Source organism: Pseudomonas sp. B6001 (assembly GCF_013386015.1).
Lineage (GTDB): Bacteria > Pseudomonadota > Gammaproteobacteria > Pseudomonadales > Pseudomonadaceae > Aquipseudomonas.
The window spans coordinates 120,944-146,325 of sequence record NZ_JACAOX010000018.1 but is presented as its reverse complement, the minus strand read 5'-3'; the positions used below and the strand labels follow the sequence as shown (position 1 = coordinate 146,325).

Sequence of the window (25,382 nt, the reverse complement as noted above, 5' to 3'; positions counted from 1 at the left end):
TCCCTGTGACATTTCTATTTAGTTGGCCAGCAGACATTTCTAATCAGCCTTGACAGCAGTTACTCCCGGCTGGCCTTTCCGATCAGCTTGATCAGCGTGGCCTTTTTGGTCTCCGACTTTTCATAGCGAGCCAGCTCAACCAGATACTCCTGCGCTGCATCTCCTCCGGCCTCGGCGAGTGCCGCATAGATCGCACTGCGTTGACGGCCGGTCGTCGCGCGCTCGGCGCACTCAATCAAATACGCCACATCTACGTTGCCTTCATTTGCCATGCTGACTCCTCGTGTTGCGGGAAATGACCTGCAAAAGCAAGCCCCGATCAGCAAAGGATAAGCGTAAAGCTCCTAGAGCAGATAGGAGGGTGGAACTATCGCTCGTGATAGGTGCGGTGGTACGAAAGTGGTACAGGTTTTTTTGAGTGGGGCCGGAGGGGGCAGATTATAAGGTCTGTAGGTTTAGTCGTTCCAATCCATCATCGGGGCGACGGAGAAGCGGCGGGAGAGGGCTTGCGGTGGAGCTATGACTGAAGGCATTGGGATCTGGAATGGAGAATGCAAAGGGTGAGCAGTTTATCAGGAACGGGTTTGAGGGGCCGGGTATTGATCGTCTGGCACGAGACTCAGTTTAAATAAATCTGTCCCCTTTTTTCTTTTTTTTCTCGATTGTGAGATAACTCTGGAATGAAAGGCGCCAAGCTTGCGTCTCCATAGGGAATGAAAGGAGTGTTGGAGTTATATTTGCTACTTTGTTTTGTTCTGTAGACAACTAGAAATTTAGCTTTGTTAGATTTTATTTTAAGGGGATAGGTGCGCTATGTTGAATCTTGTTGGAGGTGCCGAATATAAGGGTTTTTTACTGCGGGAACCGTTTGATGTTGAAGGATGCATTGTTGTACTAACAGGTAAGAATGGTGTAGGTAAAACAAGATTTCTCGAAAGTATTAAAGAATGCTCAACTAAAGCTTTTTGTTCAGGAAGGGAGTTAAGTTCTAATGATATAGCTTTTTTAGCTCAGTCAGCCTTGGTGCCTTCATTTGGGCAAGGGTATAATGATGATGCATATGTCTCTAAGGTTAAAGGTACAATAGAATATTTTATTAGAAGTAGGCAGGACTTTATAGATCCGTATGATGTGAATAAAGAAGTTGGTCGAATGATGCATCGGGCGACGGGTAATGCGCAAAATTCTTTAAGTTATGCGAAGCTGCATGAGTTGTGTCGAATTATATCGAAGAAGTTGGATTTGCCAGTTTCTGATCTGACAGAAGAGCATTTAAGGCTAAACTTTTATGAGCTTTCGGGTACACCATTTGGAGTGAGTGATCTTTCAGTTATAAGTAATTCCTATCGGAGGCGTATTTCTGAGAATGAGTTTAATGAGTGGCGAGCCGTGGAGAAGCACCTAAATGTAATTTATGTTGCTTCGGATAAAGTAGGCGAGTATTTTGGGCCGAAGCCTTGGGATGCAGCTAACTTAATATTGGAGGAGGTATTTGACGGCAAGTTCATGTTTTCCACTCCCGATGAACAGTCTACCGTTTACGACTATGTCGCTGAGTTGAAACTAAAAAGCAGCGGGCAGACCTTAAGTCCTGACTCACTTTCGTCAGGCGAGAGGACATTGTTGTGGCTTGTATTAACACTGTTTAATACGCAATATGGAAAAAATACATCGTCGGATGTTCCAAAGTTATTACTTATTGACGAGCCTGATGCATTTCTGCATCCGAAAATGGTTGAAAAGTTGTATGCGGTGTTAAATAGCTTTACCGCTATATTTGGCGCCTTTGTTTTCATAACTACTCACTCACCGACGACTGTTGCATTGGCTCCAGCAGATAGCATTTATGTGGTAGATGAGGCAGGAGCGGTTTTAGTCGAAAAGGATTTGGCAATATCTGAGTTACTTGATGGAGTTAATCAGATTTCTTTGGATCCTGAAAATAGGCTTCATGTCTTTGTTGAAAGTTTTTATGACGCTAATTTGTTCAATGCTCTTTATACGCACCTTAGGGGGGTGGAGGACGCAATTGATTCTAAGGTTTCATTAACTTTTATTCCGTCTGGAGAGAAAGTTCCTAGGACTCGTATTGTTGAGGCTATGCATAGTTTAGTTACCGAAGATGAAGAGTTAATTTCAAGGGTGGTCGCTGCGATAAATGGAGTTGGTAGTTGTGCGCACGTATATGCGGCTGTTGAGAGTTTTACTGATAATAGTAGTAAATACGTCAGAGGTGTAGTTGATTGGGATCTCCATAATAAACCTGAACCGGGTGTGGTGGTTTTTGCTGAAGGTTATGCCTATACGACAGAAAATATTGGTCTAGATCCAATTTCAATTCTTTCGTTACTGCACTTGGATAAATACGATGATTATCCTATTGCTAGCCTTTGTGGAGAGGACGTTCGTTGGGACGATTGGGTGAAGCGCTTGGATCTGCTTCAGGTATCGCTAGATCGCTACTTAGAGCGTGTAATAGGGACTCCAAATAATCGGGATGTAGAGATTGGCTATGTGTCTGGGGTTCGACTTTTAACTGATAGCAGGTATCTTCGTATGGGAGGGGAGCTAGAGGGGCGAGTGATTGCCGCCTATCCTGGTATCAAATCTTATATAGGCAATGGTGCAAAAAAAGATCTCAAGTATACAGTTGTTACTAAGTCTATGCTAAAGCTTCTTGGGGGGAGGTTCATTCCAATCCAATTTGTTCAGTTGTTCAAAGAATTGCAGTCATCGCGACCTAAATAAAGTTCATAGGCTTACTTGAAGTTGGTGCGATAGGCAAATGTCGAAACCTACTATTGGCATATGGCTGTGAGGAAACTGAAAGTCACCCTATGAGATTTTCTTCGCTTCAACTTTTTAGGTTCTTCAAGTCCTTTTCAATAGCAATTTATGATAAGTAGTGAGACTAGCAGCGTAGCTTAAGCTTACTAGGGCACAGGCCCGATCAAACTGGCATCTTTGTTTCTCACGTTGCCCACGGCGGCGCTCACCTTGAACCACTCAAAGGCCTCGGCCGGCTCGCCCTGGTGCAAAAGTATCTGCTCGGCGCGCTCTTTGGGTGTGGCTGGGGCCAACCATTCCCGGGCCATGTCCGGCGTCAGTACCACTGGCCGCCGGTCGTGGATGTCCACCATTCCGCCCGCGCTGTCCGCGGTGATGATCACGAATCCATGATGCTCGCCCGGGCCTTCATCAGCATCGGGCAATTGGCCAATGGCCGCGCACAGGACCGGTGCGCCATCCCGCCGGCGGATCAGGTAGGGCTGTTTCTTAGGGCCGCCTTCGTCCAACCACTCAAACCAATTATCGATGGGCGTGATTGCCCGGTGTGGCCAGATCGCCCGGAAGAACGGGCCGTGGGCCACTTTCTCGACGCGTGCATTGATTGGCGCCGCGCGATCTTTGGCCCAGTGCGGCCGCCATCCCCAGCGCACCAGGTCGGCCCGCAGGTGGAACAGGGCGACTTGGGTTGTCGGGGCGACGTTGTAACGCTCGAGTGGCAATTCACCGACCGAGTTCGCCAGTGCATTGGGCATGCTCAGCGCCGCAACGAAGTCGTGGATGCCGCTGTACTGGGAAAGTCTTCCACACATGGTTGGGCCCTCAATCTGACACCTGAGCTTAGACGATGGTTTTTGGTCGAGTGACGAGGCCATCGAGCAGCTCTTTCAGCTGATCCGCTCGTTTCTTGTCAGCTCTTGATGAGGTCGTCAGGTCGTTGATCTGTTTGCGCATGGCGGCGGCTTCAGTGCTTCTCTCGGCGAGGTATCCCCGGAACTGCGTCTTGACTGCCTCGGCCTCAGCCAGCAATTTTCACCAAGCCATGAATGTCCTCCCTCGCTTTACGCAGCTGCAGGTTCAGTTCCTGGATCTCATTCTCCAGTAGGCGGGCGTGCTGTTTGTGCATTTCGAGAGGCGTGGGGATGCCTAGCCACCCGAAGGTTTCTTCGTCGATGTTCATGGGGTGTAGTTCCGAATGCTGTATGTGCATACAGCAATCTAGGTTGGTAGATTGTGGGACTTTGGGCGACGAGCTGTAGGAGGTTGGGCCAGTGGCGTAATACGTGGCGCAATTCGGGGAGTTGCCGTGCTACATGTGGGGCTGTGAGGTGCTTCATCACCTGGCGCGCGCCGTCGTCCCCCCCACCTCGCCTGCGGGCTAAATTGGTCACTTTTTCTGCACTTCTGCAGCTCCTTCGCGACGGCCAAGGCAGGGCGCTTTGCCCGCGTTTTGGGGGTATCGGAACCCTGCGGTACCCTGCACCAGGTGGGTATTTCTTCGAAAGGATTGGAGGCTTTGGTACGGCGGTCGGAGGGGGGTGTCTCAAAAAGAGTAATTTCGGTAACCACCGCTTGGGAGTGGGCTAGAGGCTTCGTATTCCGTGGAGTTTGGTATTACAAAAAGGAGTAACAAATAGGTAATTGGAAAAGTAATTATTCCTCAAGATGTTGTTTTTAAAGGGTTTTTATAGGAGGTGGAATTACATTTATAAAGAGTAATCAGATTACTACAATATTACTTAAAGATTACCTTTTGGCAGAAACACAAAGTCCTTTAATTTCAATCGCTTGAGCGTAGAAAGCGGTCAAGATTACTTATGTTACTTTTTTTCTGCCTCCCATCTAGATTTTGGATTTCATGCCCTATACGTGTGATGCGCACGTGTACCGAGGTGCATGCTGATGCTCGTGGGAATGGCGTGGGAGTACTTATGGGCACCTGGCGTCGCTGGAAGTATTGGATTCCTGGCCTGCGCTGAGCGATAGTGGGGGGGGCAGGCACGAACACTGTGTCCAGGACTGCTACGCGAAGCAGTTGGACAGCGATATGGGCGAGCTCTTCGCTTATATCGATAGCTGCGCCTTAGTCAAATATTTGGCCAACATCCACAGATCGAACTGCGTTATGTCCTGGCCTGTCTGCGAGATGCCAATGAGGCAAATAAGAAAATTTCATCAGCCCGCTGCATCGTCTAACGAGGCATCGCTCCGTCCATAGATGGGGTTCGCCGAACGAATCCAATTATCGGCGTATTGTGGACGCTCAGTTTGTAGGGCGTGTTTAACCACCCATTACAACCTTAAGCCTAAATCCCAAGGGAACGTCGAAATTTCTGAAGTTACTGACACCGCAGCCCAGTTGATCTTCAATTTATCCGCAGGAGTTATAAGCACGGCTTCGTTCCTGTCCCACTGGAAATCATCATCTATTAAAAGGGGCCCCGGAATGTGCGGGTTTAACACCCCGAAAGCGATGTGGTGAAAAGCTCCTCGTGGCCCTTCACTGCCTGTGATCAGTAGTTCACTATGCCGAGTGGAATCATTGAACGTTAATGAAAGATGATCCACCTGGAGATCAGCCACGACTATTTTCCCTAGCGGGGGGCAGTCAAAATTTAATGCAGGGAAATCAAACGTCGTTTTTTCATCTGTGAGCGCTACGGCGAGTGTTAATAGAGAACGGTTAGCGTCGAATGTTAAAGAAACCAGGGAGTCGGAAAATCGGTAGCCCCACCAATTTTCGGCAATCCTATTCGGTGGTCCAAGTTGCTCTTTAATCCATTCCGCAGGGGCTCCCAATTCAATGCCCGTAAAGATGTTTTTAGGCGTTTTTCTTGCCTGTAGCATTACAGACGGTCGTCCAAGTCTGGATCTCAAAGTCCTAATGCCTTGCGTTCCCATCGCTAGCCACAGAAGTGTAGCGCTGCCGAGAAACCCACCGATGGCGTTTATAGCAATGTCAGCAAGGTGTAGAGAATTAGCTAAATCAATGAATGTGCTCATGGCTCCACTCTAAATTATCTGAAGTTTTTAATGGTAGCCGTCATCGCCCCGCCCGTAGATAGGCACAGGGCAGCTTTTGGCCGAATATTGCTGTGAACGAACGACAGCACTCGATTTAGAGACGCACGTCAGGGATGGTTTGAAGGGCTATAGGGTGATGCGAGGTTCTTGTTACGGTTCAACTCAGTACTCGACGGGGCCAAAATGCCCTTTATACCCGACTTGGGTGAGGACTAAGCGATTGATGCGCTACTTTAGGCCGCTCTGTTCTCAGAGTGCAGCTTCCAGGGCAGAGTTGAGCTCCTTACTCAGGTTCCCCAGGTGAGCCCGAAGCACATGGTCCTGTTCATCGAAAAATTGCTTGAGGGTATACAGGTAGTCCTTTTTTTCCCTGTAGCCATAGGGGGTGATGAGGTGTGTACGCATCACATTAGCTAACGGTGCCAAGTGCGCATGCTGCTCCAAATCACGCAGGGTCGTGAGCGCCACACCAAGCAATTCACCCTTGAGTCGGCGGGGCAAGCGCGGAGATGTCAAGATAGCCTGCATAACTCGGCCGATGGCTTCCGCGGCTTCGAAGGAGATGTAAACGTGATTGCCTTCGAGTTGGTTGGGTCTTAGCACGTCGCCAGGTTTTGATAGCGATTCGGCATCTCTAACCCACACCGCGGTAGCGTCAACGATTTCGTACAACAGGTAGCCCAGCGGTGTTGGGAACTCATAGTCCTCGTCTTCGGGGCGAACTTCGCGAGCGCGATCGACTAAACGTCCAGCGAAATGAGGCATGTAGTGGAGCCACAAGTGATCAGCGGTACGCTGATGCAGGCCTTCCAGGACCATTATCCTGAAGAACCAGATGCCTGCATAAATCGGGTCGTGGTGCTTTCCAACATCTTTAAAGGTAAGCAGCCGCCCGTTGAATTTCTTTTCTAGAGCTTCATCTGCATCAATCCGCGCGAGTACGGCCTCGCCAATAGACCGGTAGACCCCGAGTCGGGCTGCTACGCCAACATCGGCAAAGTAGAACCGCAAGATGCGGTTCTCATCAGGCAGCCTCAAGCGGCGTCCGCCCTCGCCGAAGTTTTTGTTGTTCTTGAGCTCGCTGTACAAGACGCTAGCTTCATTTGCCAACAGTGCGTTGAAGAACTCGTCTTGGAAGTCTTCTTCAAAGCGTGTTGCGCGCTCCATGACCTCCATACAAAGGTATGGTCGAACGATTGCGAGGTGTCCAGCAAGTCGACGGGATGACAATAATCGTTTTACGACGATGGCGGCACGGCGCTGCAGCCGCTGCGAGGGGCCAACCAGGTCAGCAAGCCACTCGCGAAAACTGAACCATTTGCGGAATAACCAGTTTACCGGAGCACCTTCTCCTAACGAGAAGGATCCGTCGTCTCGGAAGATTAGTTGGAAGTTGGGTCGTGGGGGGCGAATAGCGCTGGCCAAATGGTTTCGCACGCTCTCTGACGCCGCAAGATCAAGAGCAGATGCGAGATGACGATGCAGCAAGTCAGCAAGCTCATCTAGCTTACCTGCGTGCAATAGTGAGGTGCTCAGGTCATCGAATATGCCTAGGTTCCACCGTGTAAGCTTCGTCCTGCGCGACCGCCAGTAGACAAAACCAGCGAGGAGTAGAAACAGCAGGTACTGGGTGGCGCTCTTGTCGAATCCCCATAGCCAGGGGCCAAAGCTAGGCACTCCTAGTGTGGAGAGTACGGGCTGGAAAAAAAAGCCATGGATGACTAGCAGGGCCGACCAGATAACCAGCCAGTCGAACCAATTCAAGCTTAACCGGAAGCTGAGTCTGGCAGTGCTAGGCACGATCGCCCACACCGCAGCGATTAAGCCTAGCATGGTGAGTAATGCGCTAGTGTCAATGCCAGCAGGGTTCATAAAGTGATTCAACCGTATAATAACTGTGGGGCCAAGGATTTTACTGAAGCAGTTGTGATTGTTACGGAGCAGCACCGTCTTCACGGACACATTGATGACCTGCCCGGCACTCCCACTTTGCATAGCTCATATTGCAGCCAGTGGGTACTAACTGCTATTGCTGACGATTCGCTTCGAAAAGAACCAAGCATAGCACTGACAATGCTTGGGATTACTGCATCCAGCGAGAAAGGGACTGATTTTCAGTGCATAAGAATGGTGTTGATACGAAATTGGTGCTGATGGTCGGCGGTAGCGCTGTAGTGCCTGTACTGTGAGGGCTTTAGGTTTAGGCCTTCCAACCCTCATGGGTGCAACGCTGAAGAGACGGGACAGGGCTTGCGGTGGCGCTATGTCTGAGGAAATTGGGATCTGGGACGGAGATTGCTAAGGGTTAGCAGTTTATAAGGAATGGCTTAGAGAGGGTGGGGTGGATCGTACGAGACTAGATCAATATTAAATAAATCTGTCCCCTTTTCTTCGCTTTTCTTCGATGAAAAGTGGTCGTGGTTAGAAAGGCTATATTAGAATCTGAGACGATTTTCTTGATTCTTGGGGAGGAGAAATGGAATTTAATAATCGTGAGATTTCTATAATAATTTGGACTGCGGTCGCTATTATTGCTATGTGTTTCCTGAGAGATATCAGGAGTAATTTACTTGAAATATTTAAAGCTTTTTTTAGTCGTCATTTTCTAGGTTTTTTTTCGCTAGCTTTTTTATGGATGACTGTCTGCGTTTACGGCCTGTATCGAGTTGATTTGTGGGAGTATGCAAATCTCAAAACAACCATTGTATGGGGCGCGACGTTTGCCTTCAGCTCAATGTTTAGTTTATCTAAGATTAGATCCGACAGGTCTTTTTTTAGTGGGCTTGTTAGCGGTGCTGTAAAGCCGACAGCCATCGTTGTGTTCGTTACCAGTCTCTATTCTTTTTCTTTGTGGGTGGAGATTCTTCTCGTTCCGCTTGTGGTTTTTCTTAGTTTGCTTAGCGCGGTTTCTTCCCGTGAAGAAAAAAATGCAATGCTTACAAAGTTTTTAGATCGTTTGGTCATCGTTATAGGTGTTGCATATTTGACGAATGCTGCTTTTGAGATGGTCAATGATTTTACTTCTTTTGCAAGTGGGACAAACTTCAAGGATTTCTTTGGTCCGGTAATTCTCACTTTTATGTTTTTCCCTTTTCTTTATTTGTTTGGGCTATACGGGGCGTACGATGTTGCATTTGCTCAAATAGGATTGAGGTTGAAAGATGAGAAGATAGCGGCTTACGCCAAGCGGACTGCATTGATGATGTTTAGAACAGATGTCGAGTTAATGCAGCAGTGGCTGCTAGAATTGTATAACTGGGCAGCATCAGGCCCCGCAGAAATCAAAGCTTCAATTGTTTCTATGAAATACCGAAGACGCAGAGAAAAAAAACCTTTGCCTGTAGCTAGCGCTGATGGGTGGGTGCCCCGAGACGCTCGAAGATTTTTGTACGGTTTTCGGTTGGAGATTGATACGTATAGACCTGCGTATGGGTACGAGAATTGGTTCGGAAACTCAAAGTATGTCGAGGTTGGTGCTAACTTTAGATCTTCCAATATTTCCTATTACATAAGAGGTGGGGAGGATGTTGTAAGGCACGTGAAGCTCGTGCTTAACGTGAATTCGGAAGAGGATATAGCAATTGCTGAAGATAGCTTTAGGGAGATTGCTGAAAGTTTGCTTAGGGTAGTGTTTGACTGTGTGCCGAGTTCTTTGGAAGCACCATTGAATGAGGCTGAGAATATGAGGTGTGTTGTTGGGGGGCGTGGGGTGCAGTTCTGTAAGGAAATGTATGTGCGCGGAGCGCCTGGAGGTTACACAAGATCTATTGGAATTTATAACGATGATGTCTTTTGTGATGAAGGGGATTGAGTCCGATTTGGTTAAAGTCGGACTCTGTTGATTATGCGGCTTTTCCCATAAGTTTCCTTTGCTCAGTTGTAGCTTTTTCGCATTGTCGATCAATGTGATCTGCTAGGTCTCTTATGTGTATGCCAAGCGCCGCTTTCTGGCTTTCTGGCTATCTGCGCCAAGACGAACGATTGGAATATCAATCTCGGCATCCAAACATTTTCGCCTGAATTTTTCGACTGTCAGATTCATATAATCATTGCAAATAATATCTAGTGGGATTACGGCGCAGCCTTCGTATTGAGCCATCAGGAGGAATAGATGTGAACGGGACGGATTTATTTTACGCCTAATAATCTAGTTTCAATCTTAAATAAATCCGGCCCGTTTATTCAATCACCCGTGCGACGGAGAACCAGCGGGAGAGGGGAGCGGTTTGTAGGGGCATGAGGGATCAAAGTTAGCAAGGCGAATGGAGTGCAGTTTATTAGAGATAGATCTTGGGTGTGGGGAGGTCTTTCCACGCCGTTCACAATCTCTTTTCGTTTGGAATACGCCCACGTTCGCACGTTGATGATGCGTTGGTATAGTGGTCAGACCCCGACATCCGTTTTATTCGGACGGGCGTCGATTAAAACAAGTTAGATGACCGGTGAGTTATCTAACTTGAATGCAAAACTAGACAGTTGGTGCGACTCTTTTTCCGTGAAGGGTTATTTGGACGTGAGGTGCCCCTTCTACTGTGCCGGATAGTGAAACGGTCCCACCTTCATAATCGATATTGCCATTGGCATTTAGAATGTAGTTGTCAACGCCTGCGACATTTGTATTGCCCGCACGCCACATGCTGACCTTAAACTGTCCAGTAAAAGCTCCTGAGGTAGTCGGTACTTGTCCTTGATAAAGATAGTTCGGGTCTCCTCCATTAACGGAGCCGTCTTTGATTACTACGAGACCGTCTCCATGATCTGGGCGGTTAGATCTAAAAGCTACTGAAAAAATACCGTTAGACATTTTCATAATTCCTAGATTGATAGCGTTTTGATGCTAGCTCCCTGCTAGGAATTCGCAATTTATTAGGAAGGTTAAATACGTGGAAATGTTACTTAATGTGTGTTCTGAGAAAAAAGTGGTCCGCAACTCTCCGGGAAATTTCCCACGCTTTTCTCAGCTTGTCCCTCAGACCTCGCATCGCTAACCTCCTCAAACCGCTGGAAAACCAGCGGCCGGATGTGGAAGTCCGTACCAGCTAAGACGCAATCGCCTATAAACACCTGCCGGCGTTTTTTTACGCCTGTATCATGTGTTATGGCGGCTGTGCGCGGGGCACTTCGGTGCGCCGGGTCCTTAGCCCTGGTCTTCCACACCTGCGTACAGCTGCCACCCTCATGTGGAAGTGAGATTGGCAGTTCCTGAATAGTTAAGGAGCTTCGCCATGTACAAAGTCACACCGAACCCGCCTCATGCTTCAAACGCTGCCCCCACTGATGCCAAACTTCAAGCTGCGGCCCAGCGTGCCATCCATCATTACTTACCGTCATCTGATGACGACGCACCCGCTGATCAACCAAGCAGCAATCTATTCCTCGTAAGCCCCAACATAGACACCGAAACCCTTCTAGCCAACGCCGCCGAAAACCTGGAATCCGCCAACCAAATGGCTGCAACCTTGGCTTTCGACCTAGAAGAACCCCACCGCGCTATCGTCCTGGGCATCCAGCAGCTAATCGACCTGAGTGCTCTACTCGTTGACCGAGCCTTGGAGCAAGTCGCGCCTGTAGGCAGCACGGCCACCGCCTGACGCCGTACCCTGCCGCCTTACCCCAAGGCGGCAACCTGAACCCATCCTGTCATCCTGCAAAGTTTCATAATTCCCTGCGCTTTTGAGGTCTACGATCCTCCTTGAGAGAGGACCTATACGCCTCCAGCCCAAAGGGAACTGAAAAATGATCTCCAATCTCGTCAAAGTCGCGATGATCGCTGGCACGTTGCTGTTGGCCGCTTGTTCGACGGGTTCGTCGGACGTGAGTAGCGACCCGTGTTTTTCAGGGGGATGTCAGGCCTTTGGGGACCATAGCCCCAGCAAGGCCGCCAAGATGAATTTTGGCGGCAACGCGCTGGGGAGCAGTTACGGGGAGTATGGTTCGGGGTTGATGCATGATGACTGACTGAGCGGGTGGGGCAGTCATTTACTCAGTGACTGACCCACCGCTTTCGCGAGCAAGCCCGCTCCCACATTGGATCGTGGGAGGGCTTTAGTGACCGCCTTTCATACGTCGGGCGATCAGGTAGATGCCCAAGCCTACCAGCGCCGTAGCCGCGCCAATGTAGCCCGTGCTGGTCCACCCATACCCCGCCGTAATCGCCATCCCACCGAACCACGGCCCCAGCGCATTCGCCAGGTTGAACGCCGCGTGGTTGGACGCCGCCGCCAGGCTCGGTGCTTCATGCGCAATGTCCATCAAGCGGATTTGCAGCGGCGCGGCCATGGCGATCATGGTGCCGACCAGGCCGATGCCCAGCAGTACGCTCCACAGCGAACTCGCGGCGAAGGTGAAGAAGATCAGCACGGCCATCGACCACACCATAATCCAGCCCACTGCGCGAAATTGCAGGCGATCAAACAGCTTGCCGCCGGCGATGTTGCCGATGATGCCGCCTACGCCAAACGCGGCCAGACCGAAGGGAATCCACTGCGGCGAGACTTTGGTCACTTCGAGCATGGTCGGCGCCAGGTAGCTGAACACGCAGAACATCCCGGCAAACCCAATAGCGCCAATGGACAGCGCCATCCACACCTGCGGTTTGGTGAAGGCACGCAGTTCTTTGCGCGGGTCGCTGCGGGGTTCGTCGTGGCGATCCGGTACGAATTGCCAGACCAGCGCGATGGTGCACAGGGCGATAGCACTGACCAGCGCGAACGCCGAGCGCCAGCCAAAGTGTTGACCGAGGAAGGTCGCGATGGGGTTGCCGAGCAGCATGGCCAGGGTCAGGCCCATCATCACGCGGGCGACGGCGCCAGCGCGTTTGTCGTTGGGCACCATGCTGGAGGCGACCACGGCGGCGATGCCGAAGTAGGCGCCGTGGGGCAGGCCGCTGATAAAGCGGAAGGCCACCAGCGAACCGAAGGTCGGGGTAAACGCCGTGGCGAGGTTGCCCAGGGCATAAAGGCCCATCAGCAATAGCAGCATGTGTTTACGCAGCAACTTGGCGCCGAGGATCGCCAGCAGCGGGGCGCCGACCATCACGCCCAGCGCATAGGCGCTGATGGCGTGGCCCACTTGCGGTTCGCTGAGATTGAGGTTGTGGGCGATGTCGGGCATCAGGCCCATGATGGCGAATTCGCCGGTGCCGATCGCAAAGGCGCCCACGGCCATGGCCGCTTCCATTTTGGCGGCGCTGCGCGCGGGCAGCACGTGCCCGGGTGTTTGCTGGATAGTCATGGGTAACTCTGTTTGATGAAGTGCACGAAGGACAGCCGCCGATGCTACGCAAGCAGCGACGAAGGTGTCTAGAACAGCGTGTTGCGCGAGAGTTCCATCGGCGCAAGCAGTGCGGGGCTTTGAGATCCGTCTTATTCAACTACCCTCTCGCCACGCTTACTCTTTTGGCGATGAAGCTCAAACATTTCCTGCAACCACTCGACTCTTCTTTTTCGACGCCCAAGGCCGCGCGCAAGTTGTTGCGGCTGTTTGCCCTGGCATTGGTGCTCGGCGTGTATGTGGGTGCCTACAGCTACTTGCGTGCGGCGTTGAATGAGGAAATTTCGCTACGGCGCAGTTATATGAATGAGGCGATTTCCGATGCGCAGAGTTTTTTTGTCAGCCGCCAGACGCTGCTCAAAAGCCTCGGCCTGTCGACGGTTCGTCATGTCACGCCACCCGTGGGCAACCTCAATAATGTGCCGGCCGAAGAGTTGCACATCACCTTGGGCGAGGCGGGCAATATCTGGAGCCTTTGGCTGACTAGGCGCCTGCTTGATTACCTGCAGGTCAACCAGGTCAACCTGATCTACGTCGCGCAGCGCGCCGAGCCGGTGGTGGAGCGCCTGTTTACCGTTGGGGCGGCCCCGGAGAATGTGCCGCAGCCGGTATTGCAGCGGTTGATGGCGGTGGACACCGGCAAGGTCTCGGTCAGCGATGAGTTGTGGCTGACTGAGCAGAGCCGCCTGGATTCACCGCTATACATCTTCACCCGCCTCGACGACCGTAGCCCCACGTCGGGTTGGCTCGGGCTGGAGGTGGACGGCCCGGACCTGATCAACGCCCTGCAGCATGAAAAAGCCGGGGACTTCATGTTGCTTGACGGCGCCGGGCAGCTGATTTTCAGCAGCACGCCTCATCAACCCTCGGCTGCGCAGGTGCTGCGCCAGTATCACGCCACGGCCAGCTTTGGTTGGGAAGGCAGCCGCTGGCTGCCGGATCGCTTGGCCATTCGCAAGCACCTGGGTTACTCCCAGTGGCAGATCGTCTACAGCCTGGAGCTGAGTTCACTGTTGCCCAGCCTGGCCATGCCGTTGCTGCTGTGCCTGCTGTTGTGCGCAGCGGCCAGCTTGTTGATGGTGCGGTTGGTGCGGCGCATCGATCAGCGTTTGATTATCCCGGCAGCCAATCGCATCGAAGCGCTGGTGGAGAGTGAGGCATTCAGCAGTGCGGTGATTCGCATCGCGCCAGTGGCCTTGTGCGTGCTGCGCCGCAGCGACGGCGAGGTAGTGCTGGAAAACCCCCTGTCCCGGCAATGGCTGGGCAACGGCCACGAGCGCCAGCAACTGTGTCACGGCTGGATTCGCCGCGCGTTCGATGAGTCGGAACAAAGCAGCACCGACGAGCTGCAAATGGCCGACGGTCGTCACCTGTACCTGAGTTTCGCGCCAACCCGTTACCAGCGTGAGGAGGTGCTGATCTGCGCCTTCAGCGACATCACCGAACGCAAGCAGGTGGAGTTGGCCCTGCAGCAGGCGCGCACGCTGGCGGACGCGGCGAATGAGGCCAAGACCCTGTTCCTGGCAACCATGAGCCATGAAATCCGCACGCCATTGTATGGCGTGCTGGGCACCCTGGAATTGCTTGCGCGCACCGACCTTAACAGCCAGCAGCGTGGCTACCTGAATGCCATCGAGGGCTCGTCGGCGAACTTGCTGCAAATGATCTGCGATGTGCTGGACGTGTCGAAAATCGAAGCGGGACAACTGTCCCTAGAGTTCAGCACGTTCTCACCGATCGAGTTGGTGCAGGAAGTGATCCAGGGCTACGCAGGCGCCGCCCAAAGCAAGGGCCTGCAGTTGTTCGCCTGCCTCGACCCGCAGTTGCCCGACCACGTGAGCGGGGATGTCACACGCATCCGCCAGATCCTGAATAACCTGCTGAACAACGCGCTGAAATTCACCGAAAGCGGCCGGATTGTCTTGCGTCTGCGCCTGGAAAGCCGTGAAGGCGAGCGCACGATGTTGCAGTGGCAGATAGTCGACACCGGCAAGGGCATCGCCGAGGAAGACCAGCGGTACCTGTTCGAGCCGTTCTTCCAGGTCAGCGGCAATGCGAATGTGGTCGCCGGCAGCGGCCTGGGCTTGTCGATCTGCAAGCGCCTGATGCACTTGATGAACGGCACCTTGCGGGTGGTCAGCGAACCGGGCCTGGGCAGCAGCTTTTCCTTCACCTTGCCGCTGGAGCAAGTCAACGACGACGACCAGGCTCCCTGGGCGCAGCCGCTGCTCGGCGAGCGGGTGTATGTGGTGTCGCCGGTGCGTGAGCTGGCGGAAAGTGTTGGCGGCTGGTTGCGTCGCTGGGGCGCGCGCGCGCAACTCGGTGCGCCGGAGTCCGCCGAGGCCGACCCCGGCGCGGTATTGGTCGAGCTGTATCCCGGCCCGACCGAGCCCGACCAGTTGCTGCATTGGTCCGGGCCGCGGGTGATGGCCGCGGTCGACGAGCATGGCGCTTATCCCTGGCAGATCGGCCTGAACAACCTGCAGGCGCTCAACCGCGCGGTCAGCCGCGCCCAGGGCAGCGAAGAGTTGTTGTCGCCGAGGATCAGCGAGAAGCCCACCGAGTTCAGCCTCAACCTGCGCCTGCTGGTGGCCGAAGACAACCTGATCAACCAGTTGATCCTGCGCGACCAGTTGGAAGAGCTCGGCTGCAGCGTGGTGCTGGCCGGCGACGGCATTGAAGCGCTGTCATTGTGGGGTGATACCGCGTTCGACATGATTCTCACCGACGTCAACATGCCACGCATGAACGGCTATGAACTCACCGAACAACTGCGTCGCCTGGGTTGCTCACTGCCGATCATCGGGGCCACCGCCAACGCGATGCTCGACGAAGCCGAGCGCTGCCTGAACGCTGGCATGGATCATTGCCTGGTCAAGCCGTTCACCCTGCGCGCCCTCTACCAGTGCCTGCATCGCTATCAGAGGAGGGTGCTTTGAGCGCCTATCGCGTACTCATCGTGGAAGACCATCCTTTCCAGCATGAGTACTTGATCAACGTCTTCCAGGCCATCGGCGGGTTTGACGTCGATGTGGTCTGGGATGGCGCCACCGCGCTGCAACGCCTGGCCCGACAGCGCTACGATCTGCTGCTCAGCGACTTGATGATGCCGGGGATGGACGGTGTGCAACTGATCCAGCACTTGGCCCGCATGCACGCGCCGCCTGCGCTGGCGCTGATGAGCGTGGCGTCGCGGCGCATGCTGGTGGGCGCCGGGCAGGTGGCCGGGAACCTCGGCCTGACCGTCGCCGGGCTAATCTCCAAGCCGGTGCGCGAACGCGAGGTGCGCACCCTGCGCGATTGCCTCGACAAACTCGCCGAGCAGGCGCGCACGCCGTGTTGCCACCGGGGTGTCAGCCATGCCCGGGAGAACCTTGAGCGCGCCTTGGCCAATGGTGAAATCCAGGCGTGGTTCCAGCCGAAAAAATCCCTGCATGACGGGCGCATCGTGGGCGCCGAAGCCCTGGCACGCTGGGTGCACCCGGTGGAAGGGTTATTGATGCCCGGCGCGTTTCTTGACGACATCGAGCGCCTTGACCTGGAAACCCGCTTGCTCACCTGCATTCTCGGCCAAACCCTCATCGCCCAGGCCCAGTGGGCGCAACTCGGTTACCGGCTGCCGGTGTCGATCAACCTGCCCACGCATTTGCTCGACCAGAGCGACCTGGTCGACCGCCTGCTTGCCCAGGTGCAAAGCCGCGACGCCGAACCCCGGCAAATTACCTTCGAATTGATGGAAAGCTCCACCACACGGCTGCCCAGTAACTACTACGCTGGAGCATGTCGCTTGCGCATGATGGGCTTTGGGTTGGCGCAGGATGACTTCGGCAAGGGGTTCAGTTCCTACTTCAACCTGGTGTCGACGCCGTTCAACGAGGTCAAGATCGACCGGTCACTGGTGCATGGCTGTGCCGAGAACGAAAGCCTGGCGTCGGCCTTGCAAAGCATTGTCGAGCTGGGCCGCAAACTCGGGCTGACCACCATCGCCGAGGGCGCCGAGACCCAGGCGGAGCTGGCGATGTTGCGGCGTATCCGCTGCGATCAGGTGCAGGGTTTCCTGATCTCCCATGCCGTGGCGGCGGAAAAATTCAGCGCCCTGTTAATCGAGGATGGCCCTGCGCCAGCACTTATGTGAGTGGCCAGGGTCACACAGTCAAGAAGCCCGAAGGAAGGGTCGCCCGGTCAGCCGGGCGTTATTGGCCAATGCCGGGATCAAGCATAGGCCCCATATCCTGATTCAGGCTTCTGCGGTACTGACGATGAAACATGCAAGTCTGCGCCTGGACAAGCTGGCGCAAAGCTCTCAACGCTTGAACAAAGCCCTGTTATTGCTCACGGGGCTCGCCTTGTTGCTGTCCAGCAGTTGCTATTGGGCGGTGTCGCGGTTGCTCGACGCTGAACAGGAAAAGGTCGAGTTCCACTTCGCCCGCGTGGTGGAGATCATCCATGAGCACGAGGCGTTCCTGCGCAACGTGGCCAGTGGCTACAGCCGCAGCAACGCGCCGCCGCTGCCGGCCGTGCAGTCGACCTCGGTGGTGGAGTTGCAGCACGAAGGCGGGCAGGTGGTGTTGCAGGCCAAGGGGTTTGCGATGTCGCTACCCTTCACCTTGTCCCACGCCGAGACGTTCTCGGCGGATGACACGCGCCGGGCACTGGCGTTTGGCGTGCAACTGACTGACTACTACGGCGGCTACTGGGCCAGCTCGTTTTACGCCTCGCCGCAGCTGTTCGTGTTCACCCCCAATGCCGTCGCCAGCCTGGCCGTGCCCGGCGTGGGCGGCTTGCGCCAGCACCAGCCATTGTTGCGCGAGCAGTACCGCGACGTGGTGAGCCGCTTGCAGCAACTGCAACAGAGCCAAAGCCTCCTGCTGACCGACAGCCGCGTGCGCTGGATGCGTGCGCCGCCGCAGTTGTACCAGAACAGCCGCAGCGTGGTCGCGATGATCGGCCTCGACGCGCCTGCCGCCGTATTGCCGGCCAATCAGCCTCAGGGCCTGCTCACGCTGGCGGCGGTGGTGGACACCTCGCAGGTCGACGAAATCGAGCGAGTACTGCAACTGTCGGTCTACAACCAGTTCACCCTGATCTCGCCCCAGGGCGACGTGTTGCTCGGCAGCCTCGGCGATGAACACATGGCGCCCCTGGGCCTGAGCTTCAACAGCCAGGGTTTGCGCTTCAAGATGCTCAGCGAGGGTGGCGAGCACTGGACCGGCCTGTACGCCATCAGCTATCAGGATTTCCTGCGCTACGCCAAATGGCCGCTGCTGGGCCTTGGCCTGACGTTTCTGGCGGCCGTGCTGCTGGGCTGGTGGATCAACCATTGGTACAAGACCCGCATCGTCAGCCCGGCGCAACGCGCGCAGGAGCGTCTGTTCGAGAGCGAGGCATTCAACCGCATCATGCTGCACAACGCCCCGGTGGGATTGTGCGTAGTGCGCCGCAGCGATCACCAGTTACTCCTGGAAAACCAGCGCGCGCTGCAATTGCAGGGCACCGCACCGCTGCTCGACGTGCTCAAGGCCAACGATGGCCCGGACACCCCCGGCGAGATGTGCCTGGCGGTGGAGGGGCGGTACTTGCAGGTCGTGGTGGTGGCGGCGCGGTACGAAGGTGAGGACGTGTTCCTCTGCGGCTGCAACGACATCACCCGACACGTGGACGAAGCCCAGTTGCTGACCCAGGCGCGCCAGGAAGCCACCGAAGCCAACGAGGCCAAAACCGTGTTCCTGGCAACCATGAGCCATGAAATCCGCACCCCGCTGTACGGCGTGCTCGGCAATCTGGAACTGATGGCCCTGACCGACATGAGCGAGCGCCAGCGCCACTACCTGGAAATTATCCAGGGTTCGTCCACTGTGCTGTTCCAGTTGATCAGCAACGTACTGGATGTATCGAAAATCGAATCCGGGCAAATGGCCGTGGAAGCGGCGCCGTTCAGCCCGGGCCAGTTGGTGGCGGAATCGGTGTTGGCGTTCAGCGCGACCGCGCGCAATAAAGGCTTGCAGATCGATGCCGAGATCGACCCGCTGCTACCGCCGCAACTGCTTGGCGATGCTGGCCGCATCCGGCAGGTCCTGCATAACCTGCTGGGCAACGCGATCAAGTTCACCGACTCCGGGCGCGTGCGTTTGCGCCTGATGGTGCAGCAACTACTTGACGATAAAGTGACCCTGCAATGGCAGGTCACTGACACCGGCGTGGGCATTCCGGAAAAGGCGCTGGACCAGTTGTTCAAGCCGTTTTATCAGGTAGCGGGCGACCAGGACGGCAATGGCGCCGGCCTGGGCCTGTCTATCTGCTCGCGCTTGAGTGAGTTGATGGGCGGCAGCATGCGCGTGGTCAGCGAGCCAGGGTTGGGCAGCAGTTTTTCGCTGTTCATCACCTTGCCGGTGCTTCAGGAAACCCTGCCCTCTGCGGAACAACCGCCGATGCCGCCGTGCCTGGACGCACCGTGCCTGAACGTGCGCGTGCTGGTCGCCGAAGACAACCCGGTCAGCCAGGCCGTGCTGCAAGAACAGCTCGAGGCCCTTGGCGCCCACCCCACCGTAGCGCGTGACGGCGAGCATGCGCTGCAAATCTGGGGTTCGCAGCCGTTCGACCTGGTGATCACCGACATCAATATGCCGCGCCTCAACGGCTACGACCTGGCCCGCGCGTTGCGTGAACAAGGCGTCCAGGTGCCGATCATCGGCGTCACCGCCAATGCCCTGCGCGAGGAGGGCGAGCGTTGCCTGGCGGTGGGCATGAACGCGTGGGTGGTCAAACCGCTGAGCCTGAGCATGCTGCGCCAGGCGTTAATGGCGCACTGCCGGCGGGCCACGGCCTTGCCGGTGGTGCAGGTGGACCGGGACCGTGAAGGCTGGATCGAGCTTTCCCCGGCCATGCGCCAACTGATGGCCGACACGTTGCTGGTGGATGTGCAGCAGATCGAACAAGGCCTGACGGCCGGCGATGCCACCCTCGTACGTGAGCGTTTGCACAGCCTCAACGGCGCGCTGGCCAGTGTGCGTGCCGGGGAACTGTCCAGCGCTTGTCAGGCATGGGAGAACACCCTGTACGACGCACCGCTGGATACATACGCCACCACGCAGATTCGAGGCGTGTGCGCACGGCTTACAGCGGTTGCGCAGTGCTTGCTGGCAGAGTCGCAAACTTGATGAAAGCCCATTACAAGGAAGATAAAGAATGCGAGAAATGAACGTTGTGATCGCCGATGACCACCCGATCGTACTGGTGGGCGTGCGCGAAATTGTGCAGCGTGATTCACGCTACAGCCTGGTGGGCGAGGCGGTCAGTTCCAGTCAACTGATCGAGCAGTTGCGCAAGCACCGGCCGCAAGTCCTGATCACCGATTTCAACATGCCGGGTGACGACACCTATGGCGATGGGTTGAAGCTGATCGAGTACATCCTGCGTCACTTTCCCGCGACCCAGGTGCTGGTGCTGACCATGATTTCCAACAGCCTGATTCTCACCCGCTTGCAGGAGTTGGGTGTGGCCGGGGTGATCCAGAAGAACCACCTGCACGGCGAGATCGAAAAGGCCCTCGGCGCGATCAGTGCCCAGCGCAGTTACCGCGCACCGGAGCCCGCCGCGACTTCGGTCTTGGCCAATGTGACCCAGGTGCAGGCGCGCTTCCAGAGCCTGTCGCCACGGGAGATGGAAGTGCTGCGTTTATTCGTGACGGGCATGAGCGTGAGCGATATCGCGCGGCAGTTGAGCCGCAGCAACAAGACCGTCAGCGCGCAGAAGATTTCGGCCATGCGCAAGCTGGAGGTGGACAGTGACCAGGCGCTGCTGACCTATTGCATCGAAGCCCGGCAGTTTCAGTAATCAGCGGTACGTCATCTGCATCAACAGGGTGGCTTTGTAGCTACCCGCCTCGGGCAGCTCGCCCAGGGACACGGGCTTGACGCGCAGGGTCAGCGCCAACGGTTCGTCTTCTACCGGCCAGGTGCCGGTTTGGCCCAGGCCGATCCCCGGCTTGTCGGTCTTGTCACGCAATTGCACCTGCAACCCCAGGGATGGGAGATTGGTGAGCAGCACCGGGCTGACGGTGAGGGCCCGGGCCATGCCCGCCGACAAACTCAGCTCGACCTGAGCGCCCGCCTGACAGTCGAAGACCAGCGGCACATCGGTGGCGACGGTGCTGCCGTCGGCCAACTGGTTGAGGTTGACCTTGCCCAGGTCCACCTGTTGCGTACTCGGAAACCTTGCGGTGCACGGCGGTGCGGTCAGCTTGCCGCTGACGTCGATCTGCGCTTCTTCCGCCGCTTGCGCAAGGGCGGTGCTGGCTACGGCCAGCAGCATCCAGGCGAGCGCTTTCATAGGTAATTGAGGGTCATGACCATCGACGAGGTGAACGCGCCCGGCGCCAGCGTGCCGCGTTCGACCAGTTGCGCCTTGAGGCTGATATCCACGTCGCCGCTGAGGTTGGTGTATTTCTTGACGGTGCCATTGAGGTTTGCCGCCGTGTTGTCCGCCCACAGCAACGACACACCGAGGTTATCCGCCGTGGTCTTGGCCACGGTGGAGGTGTAGGTGCCGTTATTGGACGTGAAGCTGACATTTAGCGAAGAACCCGACGAGCACTTCAAGCGCACCGGCACTTCCACAGTGCCGGTGGTCGCCACCTGGTCAGTACGCACGTCGCCAAATGCGGCGGTCAGGGTTGTGCCGGTACTCAATACGCACGGTGGGCGGGTGAGGGTGCCGCTGACGGTGATATTCACCACGTCGGCAGCGTGAGCGGTGCTGCTGAGCAGCATCAGGGCGAGCAGTGGAGTTTTCATGGCAAGGCCCTCATTGATAGTCGATGTTCAGCGTGTATTGGCTCTGAAACGCACCCGTCGGTGATTGCCCGGCCGCCAGTTGTGGCTTGAAGCTCAGGTTTACGTCATTGCTGCCCACGCGTAACTGCATAAAGCGCGGGGTAGTGAAGTTCACCGGGTTCAGGGTGTCGGTCCACAGCGCCTGCATGTTCAAACCTGCCAGCGAGGTGCGCGTCACACCGGTAGTAGGGCTGACTACCGTCTGGTTTGGAAGCAGGTAGACGTTGGCTCGCATCTGCGCCGAGCATTTAATTGACACTGTGGTCGACTGCATCTGGTTATTGATGTCGCTGTTGCTGATAGAGCCGAAGCGCAGGTTGACGCTGCCGGGTGAACTCAGGCTGCAGGCAGGCGGGACTACGGTGTATGAAAACCCTGTGTTAAGAAACCACTCGCCATAACCCAGCCAGTTTTCCGAGGTAACGCCCAGCAACACCCCTATCCAACGTGTGCCTGCAGTTTGGGGTGCTGTGCCCACCAGAATGTAGCGGTAAGGCACCACAGTATTAAGGGGTAGAGGCCGGCAGTAGCCGCCCAGGCAATTGCGGCTGTATTGGCCGATATTCAGATCGTATAAATAGATGTTGTTATACGGGTCGGACCATCTCAACGGGGCTTGATTCGGGCCGCTCATGTAGTTGATTCGCGTATTTAAACCGGCTGAATAGGGGAATGCGCGGCGAACGGTGCACGTGCCCTCGAAGACGATCCTGATCGCCTGGCCCGGTGTAAACGTGTAGCCGCCGCTCGGAACGCCTGGCACTGTGCAGTTGAGATTCCCTTCGACCAACGCTTGCGCCTGTTGTGAAAGGCAGCTCAATACTGCGCACAACAGCGCAAGCATCATCCGTCCACGCACCTTATGTGTTGCTTTAACGATCATGTCAGGAATCCTTGGCACCCGACCCACCGGCCGCGCGCTCACATTGAATATTCATTTGGGTGATGCCGCCGTCGGCAGGCGCTGTTTCGTCCAGCTTCAATTCACGGCTGCACCACGGCTGGCCGTCGACGCTGACCAACAACCGCGCCTCGGGCGGCACGCCGGTCAGGAACGCGCGGCCTTTGTCGGCCACCAGGGTGTTGCCGAGGGCGCGGCCATCCGGGGCAAACAATTCGGCGCGGGCGGCAAACGGCGCTGCTTCGCCAAGGGTGTCGCTGATGCGAAACAGGATGCGTTGGCCGCGCCGGGTGTCGAAGTCGGCCAGTACAAACGCGCCGCGGTTTGGCGTGACTTCCTGCACCGGCTCGGCGATGTCGACGTCAGACGGCATCGACTGGGTGTCCAGCGACACGCGGTTTTTGCGATAGGGCAGGGCCTGCGGCACCACGGTGTAGCCATTGCTGTTGGTGCGCACACCGCGCTTGTTGCTGATGCCCACGTCGGCGGCGCCCGGTGTGGCGACGATCACATTGGTTTCGCCCAATGGCTGGCTGAACATCAGGTTGCTGCCATACGCCACCACCGAACCTTCGACGCCCATGTCCAGTTGGCGGCTGCCGGTGGTCTCGTTATAGGCACCGCGCACAATCGCGTTGGGCGCGTCGTATTGCGCGGCGAAGGTGCCGCCGGTCTGGCGTTGCGCGCCGCTGACTTGCTGCGACACACCCGCGCTGTAGGCCAGCGTATCGTCCTCGAACGCGTTGCCGCTCAGGGTCGCGGTGCGTGATGCCGAGCCCCGCGCGCTCTGGTTCATGTTGGCCGTAACGCGCTGGCTGCGCGTGCCGCCCAGGGGCATGCTGATGCTCAGGGACAGGCTGCGGTCGTCGCTGTTGGCGCCTTTGTTCAGGCCCAGCCCAAGGGAGTAGGAAATGTCCCCGACGCTCGCGCTGTATCCCAATTGGATCGAGGTGTCGGCCTTGCTCTTGTCCCAGTAGGCGGTTTTCGACACGTTGGCATAGACCCCGCCGTAGCCGCCCAATTGCTGCGACACGTTGGCGGTGAAGTTGCTTTTCATGTGGCCGCTGCGGTACGTGTCCAGGGTTTGCTCGGTGCTGCGGCTGTTCAGCGCTTCGTTGAACGAGTAGTAGCCGCCGGTGGAGTAGCGGTAGCCGATCAGGCTGAAGTTGGTGTCGGTGGCCGCCAGGGACTTGGAATAGCGAAAGCGAAACGACTGGCCGCTGGACGTGGTTTTCTCCCGGCCCACGGCGTCGCTGCGGGCGTGGGTCACGTCCACCGAGATCGCGCCAAAGCCGGCAAAGTCGTGGGCAAAACCCAGCAGGCCGGCGTTGTATTGATTACTCAGCAGGCTGCCGCCAAACAGCGTGGTGCTGCCGCTCAAACCGCGTCGTAGGGAGGCCTGGATAAATGTTGGGGTTTGCTGCACAAAGGACGATTGCGCCGGGCGGTATTGGCCGGCGAATACCGAATAGCTTTGCTGGCCTTCGCGCAGCATGTAGGGCACCGACGAGAACGACTGGGTGTAGACCTGGCGCTGGCCGTCCGGGCCTTCCACGGTGACTTCGATGTCGCCATTGCTGGCGGTGGGGTACAGGTCGGTCAAGGCGAACGGCCCCGACGGCACCCATTGCTCATGGATCACATAGCCGCGCTGGCGGATGATCACCCGCGAGCGGCCATTGGCAATGCCGCGAATCACCGGGGCGAATTCGCGGGCCTGGTCGGGCAGCATGTCCAGATCAGAGGCGATGCCCAGCCCGCGATAGGGGATCGCGTCAAACAGGTCGCCTTCGGTGGTGGAATCGCCCAGGGTGGCGATCGCCATCATATTGCCCATGTCGCGCTGGGCGTAGGTTTCCAGCGACTCCCAGCGCCCGGGCGTGGTGCTGCCTTTTTGCCAGGTCGAAAAATTGCGCAGGCGCCAGGCCCCGGCATTCACGCCGCTCCTCAGGCTGCCGAACTGGTCCTGGCGGCGGCCGGTATCGGACTCCACGGTGCTGCCGGTGAAGCTGTAGTTGGTGAAGGCCACCTGTTCGCCGTTACTCCATTGCCGACGGCGCACTTCAAAAGGGATGCTGCCCAGGTAGGCCTGTGGGATTTCAATCGACAGGATCTGGCGGTTGAAGTCGTAGTCGTAGCTCACGCCGGCCAGGCCCTGATCGAACGCAATGCAGGTGGGGTCGGCGTCGGTGCGGTTTTGCAGGGCCGTGTCGGCCACGCCCTGGGCGCGGAAGAACTCGACATCCAGGCAGGGGAACAGGCCGGTGCTCGAGCGTTCCTGGGTGCCGGTGGCGCGGATGAAACGCACATCACGCTGTTCGATCGAGCGCTGGTTGAGCTGGATATCCACCCGGTAAATCCCCGGCAACTGGCCGTCGCTCATGGCGCTGACCTGTTGTTTCACAGCGGCCGAACTCTGCCCGCCGCCGATTTCGAGAAACGACGCATCGAACTCGTAGCCGGCGTGTGCGGGGGCCAGGTGCAAGGCGGCGGCGGCCACGAGCGGGCAGCCGAAAGCCTTCACGGCCCGACGGCGCATGAATGGGAATGAACGGAGCATGGTCGTT

20 protein-coding genes and 1 pseudogene are annotated in these 25,382 nt (G+C 56.3%); 8 read left to right on the top strand and 13 right to left on the bottom strand.

What is annotated here, in order from left to right; all coding sequences use genetic code 11:
- Window positions 1-59: 59 nt before the first annotated feature.
- Complete coding sequence (locus HX821_RS20360) at window positions 60-272, bottom strand: hypothetical protein (RefSeq protein WP_177036288.1); 213 nt, start codon at window positions 270-272, stop codon at window positions 60-62.
- Between the two features lie 541 nt (window positions 273-813).
- On the opposite strand from HX821_RS20360, the gene HX821_RS20355 reads away from it, so the two are divergent.
- A complete protein-coding gene (locus HX821_RS20355) occupies window positions 814-2,748 on the top strand; it encodes an ATP-binding protein (protein WP_177036287.1) in 1,935 nt (644 codons plus the stop codon).
- Window positions 2,749-2,933: 185 nt separating this feature from the next.
- Here HX821_RS20355 and HX821_RS20350 read toward each other — a convergent pair whose 3' ends face one another.
- From HX821_RS20350 to HX821_RS20335, 5 genes are all read right to left on the bottom strand, one after another.
- Window positions 2,934-3,599 (bottom strand): SOS response-associated peptidase, encoded by a 666-nt coding sequence (locus HX821_RS20350; RefSeq protein WP_177036286.1) that lies wholly within the window; start codon window positions 3,597-3,599, stop codon window positions 2,934-2,936.
- A 28-nt stretch (window positions 3,600-3,627) separates the two neighbouring features.
- Window positions 3,628-3,816 (bottom strand): hypothetical protein, encoded by a 189-nt coding sequence (locus HX821_RS31865; protein WP_256344317.1) that lies wholly within the window; start codon window positions 3,814-3,816, stop codon window positions 3,628-3,630.
- Entirely contained in the window at window positions 3,806-3,967 is a 162-nt protein-coding gene (locus tag HX821_RS31860) for a hypothetical protein (protein ID WP_256344316.1), read from the bottom strand. The genes HX821_RS31865 and HX821_RS31860 overlap by 11 nt, the downstream gene beginning before the upstream one ends.
- Before the next feature lie 1,112 nt (window positions 3,968-5,079).
- Entirely contained in the window at window positions 5,080-5,790 is a 711-nt protein-coding gene (locus HX821_RS20340) for a hypothetical protein (protein WP_177036285.1), read from the bottom strand.
- A 270-nt stretch (window positions 5,791-6,060) separates the two neighbouring features.
- The gene (locus tag HX821_RS20335; protein WP_177036284.1) at window positions 6,061-7,773 is read right to left on the bottom strand and encodes a hypothetical protein; all 1,713 of its coding nucleotides are present in this window, start codon (window positions 7,771-7,773) and stop codon (window positions 6,061-6,063) included.
- Window positions 7,774-8,287: 514 nt separating this feature from the next.
- Between HX821_RS20335 and HX821_RS20330 the strand changes: the two genes are divergently transcribed.
- Window positions 8,288-9,622, top strand: a complete 1,335-nt coding sequence (locus HX821_RS20330) for a hypothetical protein (RefSeq protein WP_177036283.1) — start codon at window positions 8,288-8,290, stop codon at window positions 9,620-9,622.
- 31 nt (window positions 9,623-9,653) lie between these two features.
- Here HX821_RS20330 and HX821_RS20325 read toward each other — a convergent pair.
- Together HX821_RS20325 and HX821_RS20320 are read right to left on the bottom strand one after the other, a co-directional pair.
- Window positions 9,654-9,910 (bottom strand): annotated as a pseudogene (locus tag HX821_RS20325) (pyocin activator PrtN family protein).
- A gap of 369 nt (window positions 9,911-10,279) precedes the next feature.
- Window positions 10,280-10,615, bottom strand: coding sequence for a GrlR family regulatory protein (locus HX821_RS20320; RefSeq protein WP_177036282.1), 336 nt, complete (start codon window positions 10,613-10,615; stop codon window positions 10,280-10,282).
- A 421-nt stretch (window positions 10,616-11,036) separates the two neighbouring features.
- Here HX821_RS20320 and HX821_RS20315 point away from each other — a divergent pair, with 421 nt between their 5' ends.
- Both HX821_RS20315 and HX821_RS20310 read left to right on the top strand, forming a co-directional pair.
- Complete coding sequence (locus HX821_RS20315; RefSeq protein WP_177036281.1) at window positions 11,037-11,402, top strand: DUF6124 family protein; 366 nt, start codon at window positions 11,037-11,039, stop codon at window positions 11,400-11,402.
- Window positions 11,403-11,547: 145 nt separating this feature from the next.
- Window positions 11,548-11,769 carry a hypothetical protein gene (locus HX821_RS20310; protein WP_177036280.1) on the top strand — a complete coding sequence of 74 codons (222 nt, stop codon included), beginning with the start codon at window positions 11,548-11,550 and terminating at the stop codon, window positions 11,767-11,769.
- A gap of 87 nt (window positions 11,770-11,856) precedes the next feature.
- On the opposite strand, the gene HX821_RS20305 is transcribed toward HX821_RS20310, so the two are convergent.
- Entirely contained in the window at window positions 11,857-13,044 is a 1,188-nt protein-coding gene (locus HX821_RS20305) for an MFS transporter (RefSeq protein WP_102368406.1), read from the bottom strand.
- Between the two features lie 170 nt (window positions 13,045-13,214).
- Here HX821_RS20305 and HX821_RS20300 point away from each other — a divergent pair, with 170 nt between their 5' ends.
- From HX821_RS20300 to HX821_RS20285, 4 genes are all read left to right on the top strand, one after another.
- Window positions 13,215-16,022 (top strand): ATP-binding protein, encoded by a 2,808-nt coding sequence (locus HX821_RS20300; RefSeq protein WP_008437634.1) that lies wholly within the window; start codon window positions 13,215-13,217, stop codon window positions 16,020-16,022.
- The gene (locus tag HX821_RS20295; protein WP_102368407.1) at window positions 16,019-17,218 is read left to right on the top strand and encodes an EAL domain-containing protein; all 1,200 of its coding nucleotides are present in this window, start codon (window positions 16,019-16,021) and stop codon (window positions 17,216-17,218) included. The genes HX821_RS20300 and HX821_RS20295 overlap by 4 nt, the downstream gene beginning before the upstream one ends.
- Before the next feature lie 124 nt (window positions 17,219-17,342).
- Complete coding sequence (locus tag HX821_RS20290) at window positions 17,343-20,240, top strand: ATP-binding protein (protein ID WP_087693699.1); 2,898 nt, start codon at window positions 17,343-17,345, stop codon at window positions 20,238-20,240.
- A 28-nt stretch (window positions 20,241-20,268) separates the two neighbouring features.
- Complete coding sequence (locus tag HX821_RS20285; protein ID WP_017477281.1) at window positions 20,269-20,916, top strand: response regulator; 648 nt, start codon at window positions 20,269-20,271, stop codon at window positions 20,914-20,916.
- Here the strand turns inward: HX821_RS20285 and HX821_RS20280 are convergent, their stop codons facing one another.
- The 4 genes from HX821_RS20280 to HX821_RS20265 are packed head-to-tail and all read right to left on the bottom strand — an operon-like array spanning window position 20,917 to window position 25,375.
- A complete protein-coding gene (locus HX821_RS20280) occupies window positions 20,917-21,411 on the bottom strand; it encodes a fimbrial protein (RefSeq protein ID WP_003218900.1) in 495 nt (164 codons plus the stop codon). It lies immediately after the preceding gene.
- Complete coding sequence (locus tag HX821_RS20275; protein WP_003218898.1) at window positions 21,408-21,875, bottom strand: fimbrial protein; 468 nt, start codon at window positions 21,873-21,875, stop codon at window positions 21,408-21,410. The genes HX821_RS20280 and HX821_RS20275 overlap by 4 nt, the downstream gene beginning before the upstream one ends.
- A 10-nt stretch (window positions 21,876-21,885) precedes the next feature.
- A complete protein-coding gene (locus HX821_RS20270; RefSeq protein ID WP_256344314.1) occupies window positions 21,886-22,797 on the bottom strand; it encodes a fimbrial protein in 912 nt (303 codons plus the stop codon).
- 1 nt (window position 22,798) lies between these two features.
- Entirely contained in the window at window positions 22,799-25,375 is a 2,577-nt protein-coding gene (locus HX821_RS20265; protein WP_134325970.1) for a fimbria/pilus outer membrane usher protein, read from the bottom strand.
- Window positions 25,376-25,382: the final 7 nt, after the last annotated feature.

Bases quoted from the DNA above. Each gene is read 5' to 3' on its own strand.
- HX821_RS20315 (WP_177036281.1), top strand. From the start codon at position 11,037: ATGTACAAAGTCACACCGAACCCGCCTCATGCTTCAAACGCTGCCCCC.
- HX821_RS20270 (WP_256344314.1), bottom strand. From the start codon at position 22,797: ATGATCGTTAAAGCAACACATAAGGTGCGTGGACGGATGATGCTTGCG.
- HX821_RS20360 (WP_177036288.1), bottom strand. From the start codon at position 272: ATGGCAAATGAAGGCAACGTAGATGTGGCGTATTTGATTGAGTGCGCC.
- HX821_RS20330 (WP_177036283.1), top strand. From the start codon at position 8,288: ATGGAATTTAATAATCGTGAGATTTCTATAATAATTTGGACTGCGGTC.
- HX821_RS20285 (WP_017477281.1), top strand. From the start codon at position 20,269: ATGCGAGAAATGAACGTTGTGATCGCCGATGACCACCCGATCGTACTG.
- HX821_RS20290 (WP_087693699.1), top strand. From the start codon at position 17,343: ATGAAACATGCAAGTCTGCGCCTGGACAAGCTGGCGCAAAGCTCTCAA.
- HX821_RS20320 (WP_177036282.1), bottom strand. From the start codon at position 10,615: ATGTCTAACGGTATTTTTTCAGTAGCTTTTAGATCTAACCGCCCAGAT.
- HX821_RS31860 (WP_256344316.1), bottom strand. From the start codon at position 3,967: ATGAACATCGACGAAGAAACCTTCGGGTGGCTAGGCATCCCCACGCCT.
- HX821_RS20350 (WP_177036286.1), bottom strand. From the start codon at position 3,599: ATGTGTGGAAGACTTTCCCAGTACAGCGGCATCCACGACTTCGTTGCG.
- HX821_RS20310 (WP_177036280.1), top strand. From the start codon at position 11,548: ATGATCTCCAATCTCGTCAAAGTCGCGATGATCGCTGGCACGTTGCTG.
- HX821_RS20355 (WP_177036287.1), top strand. From the start codon at position 814: ATGTTGAATCTTGTTGGAGGTGCCGAATATAAGGGTTTTTTACTGCGG.
- HX821_RS20265 (WP_134325970.1), bottom strand. From the start codon at position 25,375: ATGCTCCGTTCATTCCCATTCATGCGCCGTCGGGCCGTGAAGGCTTTC.
- HX821_RS20340 (WP_177036285.1), bottom strand. From the start codon at position 5,790: ATGAGCACATTCATTGATTTAGCTAATTCTCTACACCTTGCTGACATT.
- HX821_RS20300 (WP_008437634.1), top strand. From the start codon at position 13,215: ATGAAGCTCAAACATTTCCTGCAACCACTCGACTCTTCTTTTTCGACG.
- HX821_RS20280 (WP_003218900.1), bottom strand. From the start codon at position 21,411: ATGAAAGCGCTCGCCTGGATGCTGCTGGCCGTAGCCAGCACCGCCCTT.
- HX821_RS20275 (WP_003218898.1), bottom strand. From the start codon at position 21,875: ATGAAAACTCCACTGCTCGCCCTGATGCTGCTCAGCAGCACCGCTCAC.
- HX821_RS20305 (WP_102368406.1), bottom strand. From the start codon at position 13,044: ATGACTATCCAGCAAACACCCGGGCACGTGCTGCCCGCGCGCAGCGCC.